The 9,057-nt window shown below is 71.6% G+C and carries 10 protein-coding genes, 2 tRNA genes and 1 pseudogene; 5 read left to right on the top strand and 8 right to left on the bottom strand.

Going from position 1 to position 9,057, the window contains the following annotated elements; genetic code table 11:
* Positions 1-272 (top strand): annotated as a pseudogene (locus tag QOL99_RS11990) (hypothetical protein); the annotation flags it as partial.
* A 46-nt stretch (positions 273-318) separates the two neighbouring features.
* Here the strand turns inward: QOL99_RS11990 and QOL99_RS11985 are convergent.
* Complete coding sequence (locus QOL99_RS11985; protein WP_285524126.1) at positions 319-1,113, bottom strand: aminoglycoside N(3)-acetyltransferase; 795 nt, start codon at positions 1,111-1,113, stop codon at positions 319-321.
* Between the two features lie 108 nt (positions 1,114-1,221).
* Here QOL99_RS11985 and alaS point away from each other — a divergent pair, with 108 nt between their 5' ends.
* Positions 1,222-3,900, top strand: coding sequence for an alanine--tRNA ligase (gene alaS / locus QOL99_RS11980; RefSeq protein WP_285524125.1), 2,679 nt, complete (start codon positions 1,222-1,224; stop codon positions 3,898-3,900).
* A 264-nt stretch (positions 3,901-4,164) separates the two neighbouring features.
* On the opposite strand, the gene QOL99_RS11975 is transcribed toward alaS, so the two are convergent.
* A complete protein-coding gene (locus QOL99_RS11975) occupies positions 4,165-4,521 on the bottom strand; it encodes an MmcQ/YjbR family DNA-binding protein (protein ID WP_285524123.1) in 357 nt (118 codons plus the stop codon).
* Between the two features lie 78 nt (positions 4,522-4,599).
* Positions 4,600-5,484 carry an alpha/beta fold hydrolase gene (locus QOL99_RS11970; protein WP_285524122.1) on the bottom strand — a complete coding sequence of 295 codons (885 nt, stop codon included), beginning with the start codon at positions 5,482-5,484 and terminating at the stop codon, positions 4,600-4,602.
* A 141-nt stretch (positions 5,485-5,625) separates the two neighbouring features.
* On the opposite strand from QOL99_RS11970, the gene QOL99_RS11965 reads away from it, so the two are divergent.
* A complete protein-coding gene (locus tag QOL99_RS11965) occupies positions 5,626-6,171 on the top strand; it encodes a TetR/AcrR family transcriptional regulator (RefSeq protein ID WP_285524121.1) in 546 nt (181 codons plus the stop codon).
* A 3-nt stretch (positions 6,172-6,174) separates the two neighbouring features.
* Here the strand turns inward: QOL99_RS11965 and QOL99_RS11960 are convergent, their stop codons facing one another.
* Complete coding sequence (locus QOL99_RS11960; RefSeq protein ID WP_285524120.1) at positions 6,175-6,618, bottom strand: Rrf2 family transcriptional regulator; 444 nt, start codon at positions 6,616-6,618, stop codon at positions 6,175-6,177.
* 190 nt (positions 6,619-6,808) lie between these two features.
* On the opposite strand from QOL99_RS11960, the gene QOL99_RS11955 reads away from it, so the two are divergent.
* On the top strand, positions 6,809-7,234 hold the full coding sequence (locus QOL99_RS11955) for a group III truncated hemoglobin (RefSeq protein ID WP_285524118.1): 426 nt from the start codon (positions 6,809-6,811) through the stop codon (positions 7,232-7,234).
* Positions 7,224-7,517 (top strand): cupin domain-containing protein, encoded by a 294-nt coding sequence (locus tag QOL99_RS11950; protein ID WP_285524116.1) that lies wholly within the window; start codon positions 7,224-7,226, stop codon positions 7,515-7,517. Before QOL99_RS11955 ends, QOL99_RS11950 begins: the two co-directional genes overlap by 11 nt.
* 110 nt (positions 7,518-7,627) lie before the next feature.
* Here the strand turns inward: QOL99_RS11950 and QOL99_RS11945 are convergent.
* The 4 genes from QOL99_RS11945 to QOL99_RS11930 form a co-directional block, all read right to left on the bottom strand.
* Positions 7,628-7,703: transfer RNA gene (locus QOL99_RS11945), tRNA-Phe, on the bottom strand.
* Positions 7,704-7,706: 3 nt separating this feature from the next.
* Positions 7,707-7,782: transfer RNA gene (locus QOL99_RS11940), tRNA-Asp, on the bottom strand.
* 91 nt (positions 7,783-7,873) lie between these two features.
* Entirely contained in the window at positions 7,874-8,635 is a 762-nt protein-coding gene (locus QOL99_RS11935) for a metallophosphoesterase (protein WP_285524115.1), read from the bottom strand.
* Between the two features lie 2 nt (positions 8,636-8,637).
* Positions 8,638-9,057, bottom strand: a 420-nt coding sequence (locus QOL99_RS11930) for a single-stranded DNA-binding protein (protein ID WP_285524114.1), incomplete at its 5' end; no start/stop codon positions are given.

Genomic DNA, 9,057 nt, shown 5'->3' with positions numbered 1-9,057 from the left:
CGGGCGGTCTGGCCCTCCCCGTGATCCTGGGCATGACGGCCCTGGGCAGCGGCGTGGGCGCGGCGGTCGGCGCCATCGGCGGCGCGGCGGGCGTGGACGAGACGGGCGGGGCCAGCCGCAGCTACAGCAGCGCCTACGACGTGAGCGACGAGCAGTACGAGCGCCTCAGCAGCAGCATGAACGAGAGTGGCCGCGCGGTGGCCATCGAGGACAGCGTGCCCGCCGACGCGGTCGAGGCAGCGGCAGCCCGGCACGGCGGCCAGTTCGTCTGAACCGAACACTGACCGGGAAGGTGGGGCGGCGGCCCCGCCTTCTTTCTTATGGGCTGAGCCACCACGTCAACGCGAAGTCCACCAGCTCGCGCTGCCGCATCAGCCGGGCCTCGCCGGAACCGACATGCCCGTGCGTGACCGCTCCGCTCGCCTCAAACGCGGCCTTGACGGGCGGGAATGCCCCGTCGTCGTAGTCGAGGTCCTCGAAGGTGATCCAGCGCCGCTCGCCGTCCACGAGGACCGGAGCGCCCTGGGTCACCGTGCCGCGCCGCCCGGCCCGCACTTCCGCGAGGTGCAGGCTGGTGTTCTTCCCGGTGCCCAGCAGCAGCACCCGCCCGTCGAGGTCGTACACGCGGGCCAGCGGGGAACCCTCGCCCAGCGAGAACGCGGGGGAATGCCCCGCCGTGACCTCCTCCGCGTGGCGGCCCCACGCCGCGAAGGACGAGTGGGGATGGTCGCTGCGGCGCACGTCCGGCCAGCTGCGGAACAGCTCCGCGACCCGGCCCATGCCCCGCGTCGGCGTCAGCGCGGGGTCGAAGGCGGGCATCTCAGCCCGGATGAGCGGTGTCCACGCCTCCGGCACGGGCGGACGGCTCCAGCCCGAGGGGTCGGTGAGGTCGCTGCTGTGGGCAGGCATCACCAGCGTTCCGGCGGGCGTCAGCACGTCCTGAAGCGCCTGAATCACGGCCACCGGGCCACCGACGACCCAGCCCAGAGCGCTCAGGCTGGAGTGAACCAGCAGCGTCTCCCCTGCCCTGACCCCCAGCGCCCGCAGGTCGGCCCCGAGGCTCTGGCGGGTATGGGGCCGGGGCGTACGGGCGATGGCGTCGGCTTCGGGCATGACGGGAGGGTACGGGAGGGGGAGGGGGCCGCGCATCCGCCCTCTGGCGGGGTTCCGGGCGTGTTCCCGGCCGATTCCGCTGCGGGAGGGCGCTGATAGACTCCCCCCATGACCGGGCCGCTGACCACCGCTGAAATCCGCGAGAAATTCCTGCACTTCTTCGCCCTGAAAGGGCACCTCCGGCTGCCCCCGCACTCGCTGATCGCCCCCGACCCCACCACGCTGTTCACGGTGGCGGGGATGCAGCCCTTCAAGCCGCAGTTCATGGGCGCTCCCGCGAGGTTCCCCGGCCACGGCGAGAACCGGCGCGTGACCACCGTGCAAAAGTGCCTGCGGGTGGGCGACATCGAGAACGTGGGCCGCACCCTGCGGCACTGCTCGCTGCTGGAGATGCTGGGCAACTTCTCCTTCGGGGACTACTTCAAGCGCGAAACGCTGACCTGGGCCTGGGAGTTCCTGACCTCGCCCGAGTGGATGGGCCTGGACCCCGAGCGCCTGTACGCGACGGTCTACGAGGAGGACGAGGAAGCCTTTGGCATCTGGACGCGGGAGATCGGCCTCCCGCCTGAACGCATCCTGCGCTTCGGGGCCGACGAGAACTTCTGGCCCGCCGACGCGCCGAAAGAAGGCCCCAACGGTCCCTGCGGCCCCTGCTCGGAGATCTTCTACGACCGGGGACCCGACTACGGCCTGGATACCTGGGCCGACTACGCGCAGACCCGCGAGAGCGCCCGCTTCCTGGAAATCTGGAACTGCGTCTTCCCGCAGTACGACCGCCAGGACCCCCTCCCCGACGGCACCCCCGTGCTGGCCGACCTGCCCTTCAAGAACATCGACACCGGGATGGGCCTGGAGCGCATCGCCACCGTCGTGCAGGGCGCGTACGACTTCTACTCCAACGACGTGTTCGCACCCCTGATCGCGCGGGTGGCCGAACTCAGCGGCAAGCCCTACGAGGGGCCGCAGAGCGTGTCGCACCGGGTGGTGGCCGAGCATGTCCGCAGCGTCAGCATGGTCATCGCGGACGGCGTGGCCTTCAGCCCCAACGGACGCGGCTCGGTGCTGCGCAAGATCATGCGCCGCGCCTCCCGCCACGCCTACCTGCTGGGCCTGCGCGAGCCGACGCTGCACACGCTGGTGCCCCTCGTCGTGGAGAAGATGGGCGACGCCTACCCCGAACTCCGCGCCGAGCAGGAGCGCGTGCAATCGGCCATTCGCGCCGAGGAGGAGCGCTTCCTGAAGACGCTGGAGGGCGGCATCCAGCGCCTCGGCGGGCTGCTCTCCGGGCTGGGACAGGGCGGCACGCTGCGCGGTGAGGATGCTTTCGTGCTGTACGACACCTACGGCTTCCCCCTCGATCTGACCAAGGAGATCGCGGAGGAATACGGCGTCTCGGTGGACGAGGCCGGATACGCCGAGAGCCTGGAAAACGCGCAGAACCTCGCCCGCGCGGGCAGCAAGTATGGCAAGTCCGAGCTGTTCGGCGGCTCCCAGGAGGCCCTCGACGGCCTGCCCGCCACCGAGTTCGTGGGCTACGACGAGCTGCAAGCCGAGGGTGAGGTGCTGGCCCTGATGGGCGCGGGCGAGCGGCTCTCTCACCTGCCCGCCGGAAGCGAGGCGATGGTGGTCCTCTCGCGCAGCCCCTTCTATGCCGAGGGCGGCGGCGAGGTGGGCGACACCGGGCGGCTGGAGTGGGACGGTGGCGCGGGCCGGGTGCGCGACACCCGCAAGACCCCGGCGGGCGTGTTCCTGCATGACGTGCGGGTCGAGGAGGGCGAGCTGCGCCCCGGCGCCCGCGTGCGCGGGGTCGTCTCGGGCGAGCGCCGGGCCACCGAGCGGCACCACACCGCCACCCACCTGCTGCACGCGGCGCTGCGGGCGGTGCTGGGATCGGGCGTGCGGCAGGCGGGGTCGCTGGTGGCTCCCGACCGCCTGCGCTTCGACTTCGCGCACGGGGCGGCCCTCAGCGGCGAGCAGATCGGTCAGGTCGAGGCGCTGGTCAGCCGCTGGGTGACCGCCAACTTCCCGGTGACCTGGCAGGAGATGCCCATCGAGGCGGCGAGGGCGGCGGGCGCCACGGCCCTCTTCGGGGAGAAGTACGGCGACACCGTGCGGGTGGTCAGCGTGGAGGGTGGCGTGCCCTTCGGCGGCGCGACCGTGACCAGCAAGGAGCTGTGCGGCGGGGCGCACGTGCGCCGGACCGGGGACATCGGGGCCTTCGTGATCGTGTCCGACGAGAACGTGGCGGCGGGCGTGCGGCGCATCGAGGCGCTGGCGGGCGAGGCGGCCACCGCCTGGGTGCGCGGACGGCTGGAGGCGGCCTCACGGGTGGCCGGGCTGCTCAACACAGGCGTCGAGGGCCTGGAAACCCGCGTGCAGGGCCTGCAGGCCCAGCTCAAGGCCGCCGGGCAGGAGGCAGCCCAGGTCCGCCGCCAGCTCGCCGAGGCCCAGATGGGCGGCGGGAGCGGCGCGGGCCAGCAGGTCCGCGAACTCGGCGGCTTCAAGGTCGCCGCGCTGAAGCTCTCGGGCATCGAGGGCAACGAGCTGCGCGGGGCTGCCGACAAGCTGCTGGACACCAGCGGGGCTGACCTCGCCGTGATCGCCAGCGACCGGGGCCTCGTGGTGAAGGCCACCAAGGACGCCGTCTCGCGCGGGGCGCACGCGGGGCAGCTCGTGGGCAAGCTCGCGGCGGCGGCGGGCGGCAAGGGCGGCGGACGGCCCGATATGGCCCAGGCGGGCATTGCGGACCCGCAGGCGGCGCTGGAGGCGCTGGACACGGCGTTCTGACCATGAGCGCAGCGGAGGGAGCCGGGGTGAACCTGGCTCCCTTTCCCGTTCATCCCTCCACCTCTGCCCGTCGCGCCCGCGTCATACGGACTGCCGTCCACTTCCTTTCNCTGGCTCCCTTTCCCGTTCATCCCTCCACCTCTGCCCGTCGCGCCCGCGTCATACGGACTGCCGTCCACTTCCTTTCCTTCCGGAACACCACCGGAAGTCCATCCATCTCCCGGAACCCGCCCTTTCTCCTTCTCGCATCCGCTCGGACCTGAATCACTTCGTCAACGATTTCATCGGAGTCCGTATCAGCCCGGCCACGACCAGCGCGTGACTCGCCTCCAGCAGCTCCCGCACCATCTCCCCCGGCACCGTCCCGTCCAGCGTCACCGTGACCCAGTGGCGCTTGTTCAGGTGAGAGCCGGGCTGAACCGCCGGGTACGCCGCCCGCAACGCCTCGCCGTCCTGGGGGCGCACCTTCAGCGGGAGCGTGACCGGATCGGCGGTGAGGTCGGTCAGGGCGTACATCTTCCCCGCGACCTTGAAGACCAGGGCGGCCGCGTCGAAGGGAAACGTCTCGCGCGAGCCGGGCAGGGACGCACAGACGCCGCGCACGTCGGCGGTGGAGTGCATGGGCGCAGTCTGGCAGGTGGAGCATGGCGAGGGACGCGGAGGCCGAAGCTGTCCGCGTCCCTTTCCTCCGCTCCCCGCTCAGCGCAGGGTGTTGGCCCGCGCCCAGTCGAGAATGGCGCGGTTGGCCGCGTCCGCCTTCTCGAAGATGGCGGCGTGGGCGGCGCCCGGAATCAGCACCACCTTCGACCCCGCGATGTTCTGCCCCATCTTCCGGCTGAACTCGGGCGGATACACCGTGTCCTCCACGCTGCCCACGATCAGGGTGGGCACCGTGATCGTCTTCAGGAAGGGCACGTAGTCGGGCCGGGTCGCCAGCGCGTTCGCCCCTGCCACGTCCGCCGCGACCGTCGCCTGCCTGACGATGGCCGTGAGGAAGGCCGCGTCCGCCGGGCGGTTCAGGCGCGTCTGCCCGGTCAGCATGTCCTTGAGCAGCTCGCCCACCAGCGACTGCGGCCCGAAGGTACTCGCCTTTTGCGCCATGCCGCGCCAGAGGTGCTGTTCCACGATAGAAGCGGGGTTGGCGATGGTGTTGATCAGGACCAATCCCAGGAAGCGCCCCGGGGCCGCCCTGTACATCTCGAAGGCGATGGGGCCGCCCATGCTCATGCCGCCCACGATGGCCCGCTGCACGCCGAGGCGGTCCATGACCGCGAGGGCGTCATTCGCATAGGTGGTCAGGCTGCCGGGGTCGGAGGCGGGCGCGGTGCTCTGGCCGTAGCCCCGGTGGTCGACCGTGATGACCCGGTATCCGGCGGCGGCCAGCGCGTCGCGGTTGCGGGCGAACAGCTCGCCGCTCAGCGGATAGCCGTGCAGCAGCAGCATGGGCGTGCCCTGCCCCTGGGACACGTAGTGAATCCGCGCCCCGTTCACCTCGAGGAATCCCTCCTGGCGGGCACCCTCGGCGCCTCCGGCCTGCGCGGCTCCCAGGCCCAGCATCAGGGCCAGCATCGTCGTCTTGTTCATAGGTCTCCTCGCCCCGCCGCCCCGCAGGACGCCCGAGCACCAGCCACTCAGTTGGCTTTCTGACTCAGGGTAGGGGTGCAGGCCGGGTCAAACCTCAGCCCTGCTTCATGGCATCTTGACCCCGGAGGGAGGGCACAGAACGTGACGAGGGGCAAACGCGAGCAGATCGTGCGGGGGGCGCTGCGGCTCTACCGGACGCGGGCGGTGTGCGGCAGCACGCTGAAGGACGTGGCCGCCGCATCGGGGGTGCCGCTGGGCAACCTGTACTACTACTTCCAGACCCGCGAGGAGTTGCTGCTGGCGGTGCTGGACGCCTGCGAGGCCGAGCTGCGCGGCCTGCTGGACGACCTCGCGCCCCTGCCGCCCCCGGCGTGGCTGCACGCCTACTTCGGCTGGCTGCTGACCGACCCGGACTCGGCCGCGCACGGGGGCTGCCCCTTCGGGACGCTGGCGGTGGAGTTGCGGGCGCTGCGTGACCCCGCCGCCCCCCGCGCCGCCCAGATCGTGCAGCACTACCGGGAGGCGGTCGCGGCCCGGACTCGGACCGTCTTTCCCGACAGCGACCCCGACGAGGTCTTTCTGGCAGTGCAGGGAGCCTATACGGTGGCCCGCGCTCTGGACGACCCCCAGCTCTTTCAGCGGCGGATGGACCAGCTGCGCGGCCGTCTGCCCCTCACTCCTGCCTGACCTTCAGGAAGTGGACTGCTCCGGCACGGGCCAGACCGGGGCTTCCGGGTGGCCGGGAACGGGCCGGGTCAGTTCCTCCAGCGTGGTGGCGGCCAGCTGGCGCTCGGTGGCAGCGACGGCCTCGTCGATACGGCGGTGCAGCGGGCAGAGGCTGGTGTGGTCGGGCCGCCCCAGCGGGCATTCGCGGATGCGGGCCAGCGGCTCGACGGCGTTGACCACCTCCAGCATGCAGATCGCCCCTGCCGGACGGCTGAGGCGGTGGCCCCCGCGCAGCCCCCGCGACGCCGTGATCAGCCCGGCCCGGCCCAGCGTTTGCAGCACCTTCGAGAGATATCCGGGCGGCACCCTTGTCCGGGCGGCGATCTGCGCCGTCGTGAGGGGCTGATCGCCCGCTCCGGCCAGGGTAACGACGGCCCGCAGCGCATATTCGGTGGTCTGGGAAAACACAGGACTTCGCCTCCTGGGGCCACCAGAAGTGGACCTTGACATCCACTTTACAGGCGTCTAGGCTGAGCCTGTCAATGGATATGTGGACCTGCATATCCAGAATTGGAGGTCCACCGATGCTCCGACTCTCCCCGCTCCCCCCCTGCCTCCCCGCACCCGATCTGCTCACACCCCCCAGCAGGGCCGGGCGATGACCCTCGCGCTGACGCCGGAAGACAGCCTCTTTGCCCGGGTGGGCGAAGACCGGTTGCGGCGGGTGCTGTGGGCTTTCTACGCCCGCGTCACCCGGGACCCCGACCTCGGCCCGGTCTTCACGCGCAGGATCGGTCCCTTTCCGCAGGCGGGCTGGCCCCTGCACATCGCGCGGCTGGAGGGCTTCTGGCGGGCGGTGACGGGCGGGCCGGGTGCCTACCGGGGACAGCCCGGCCCCGCGCACAGCGGCCTGGGCATCGGCCCGGCGCACTTTGGCCGCTGGCTCGCGCTCTGGGAAACCACGCTGGGAGAGGAACTGCCCGCCGCCGAGGCCGCCGCGCTGCTGAGGCTGGCCCGCCGAATGCACCCCAACCTCGAACGCCACGCCCTCGCCGCTCCGCCGGAGGCCCCCCATGTCCAGTGATCCCACGCCCCGCCCTGTTCCTCCGCAGGTGCTCGTCAAGGCTCCCGGCGGCCGCGCCCTGCTGTTCGAGTACCGGGAGGGCGAGGGCCTGCCGCCGCACACCCACGCCCGACAGGCCGTGGTCGTCGCCGTACTGCGTGGGCGGCTGCGCCTGAGCGTGGACGGGCAGGCGCGGGACGTCCCGGCGGGCGAGGTGCTGCAGGTCGAGACGACGGGCCTCTTTTCCAGCCGGGCCCTGGAAGACGGCACCCGCGTCCTCGTCACGCTGCTGGAGCTGACGTAGGGGCACGCCCCGGCGACCCTCAACCCTGTGCGGCGGGGCCCTGACCCCCCAGCCCCACAAACGCCGCCACCGCAACGAAAAATCCCCGCCTGAGACGGGGACCTTCCTCCTGGTGGCCAGAGCCGGACTTGAACCGGCGACCCAACGATTTTCAGTCGTTTGCTCTACCAGCTGAGCTATCTAGCCGGGTGGCGGTCCGGACGGGATTTGAACCCGCGACCTACTGCGTGACCGGCAGTTATGCTAACCGCTACACTACCGGACCACTCCGCGCTGCCGCAAAAGCAGCGGGGTCAAGGATAGCGGCCGTCTCCCTGGCTGTCAACACGGTCACACTCTGGGCCGGGGCGAGGGCCTCAGAAGGGCATGGCCCGGACGCCCTGCACCGGATCGGGCGCGGCGGGGTCGAGCAGCAGTTCCAGATACTGCCGGGCGTGCAGGGCGTCGATCAGACACAGTCCGGCGTCGCGGTCGATCCGGATTCCTGTGGGCATCTGGGTGTGGCCGTAGACGCCCAGGGTCAGGCCCGCCTGCCGCACGTACTCGGGCGTGTCCAGAAACCAGCGCTTGGAGCTGGAGTCGCTGTAGAAGAGGTCGTCGTAGAACGCGTGCGCGGGCAGGGGGGAGACGTGGGCGAACTGCACGCTCCCCAGCCGCAGCTCGCGCAGGAAGCCCTCCATCCAGCGGCGCAGCCCGTCGGGGAGGAGGGCGCCGCCCCGATCCGGGTCGAATTCGACGTGCACGAGGCCGCTCCCGGTGCCCAGCACGTGGCCCAAGCTCAGCACCGCCGCGTCGTGGTTGCCGAGGATCAGGTGGACCGCGTGGGGTGCGGCCGCGTGGTACTCGCGCAGGCGCTCCAGCTCACGCACCTGCTCGCGGGCGGCCAGCAGGAGGTGGTCGCGGTCGCGCACGTCGAAGCGGCGGAGCCCGGTCAAGCGCTCGTAGGCCCGCTCGTTCTTGGGGTGCACGAGGTCGCCGATCAGGACCACCTGATACAGCCCGGCCAGCACCGGGGGCGTGGGCCGCCCCGCCGCGTCCACGCAGCTCGCCGCCCGCAGCGCCGCCCACAGCGCGGGCCAGTCGGCGTGCACGTCCCCCACCGCGATGACCTTGAGCATGGCTAGCCGCGCAAGATGGCCTGGAGTTCCTTGTAGATGGCCCGGCTCTCCTCCAGCGACTCGCCGTAGCCGCGCATCAGGGCCTGGGTGGCCTCCTTCGCCTTGCCCGCCGCCTTGAGCTGCTCGATCAGGTCCTGAATGTGCTGCCGGGCCTTTTCCATCTGGGGGTCACGGGGCGGGGCCGGGGGCAGGGCAGCGCGGGGAGCCGGGGCCGCCACCTCCTCCACCTCGGCGTCGAGGTCGGTGGTGTTGGGGCCGTCTTCGGGGTCGTACTCGACCCACTGGGCCTCCTCGGGGAGTTCCAGGCCGAAGAAGCGGGCGGCGTCGGCCAGCGCCCGCAGCCGGGCGTCGGGGAGGGTGTGGCCGGTGGCGAGGCCCTCGCGGGTGGCGCCGCCCACGGTGAGGCGGGCGCGGACCACCGG

The organism is Deinococcus rhizophilus, from assembly GCF_030271215.1.
In the GTDB taxonomy this organism is placed as follows: Bacteria; Deinococcota; Deinococci; order Deinococcales; family Deinococcaceae; genus Deinococcus; species Deinococcus rhizophilus.
This window is presented reverse-complemented; position numbering and strand designations above follow the sequence as displayed.

Excerpts from the sequence above, each read along its gene's own strand:
- QOL99_RS11975 (WP_285524123.1), bottom strand. The coding sequence starts at position 4,521 with ATGCACTCCACCGCCGACGTGCGCGGCGTCTGTGCGTCCCTGCCCGGC.
- QOL99_RS11950 (WP_285524116.1), top strand. The coding sequence starts at position 7,224 with ATGTCCAGTGATCCCACGCCCCGCCCTGTTCCTCCGCAGGTGCTCGTC.
- QOL99_RS11985 (WP_285524126.1), bottom strand. The coding sequence starts at position 1,113 with ATGCCCGAAGCCGACGCCATCGCCCGTACGCCCCGGCCCCATACCCGC.
- QOL99_RS11970 (WP_285524122.1), bottom strand. The coding sequence starts at position 5,484 with ATGAACAAGACGACGATGCTGGCCCTGATGCTGGGCCTGGGAGCCGCG.
- QOL99_RS11935 (WP_285524115.1), bottom strand. The coding sequence starts at position 8,635 with ATGCTCAAGGTCATCGCGGTGGGGGACGTGCACGCCGACTGGCCCGCG.
- QOL99_RS11955 (WP_285524118.1), top strand. The coding sequence starts at position 6,809 with ATGACCCTCGCGCTGACGCCGGAAGACAGCCTCTTTGCCCGGGTGGGC.
- alaS (WP_285524125.1), top strand. The coding sequence starts at position 1,222 with ATGACCGGGCCGCTGACCACCGCTGAAATCCGCGAGAAATTCCTGCAC.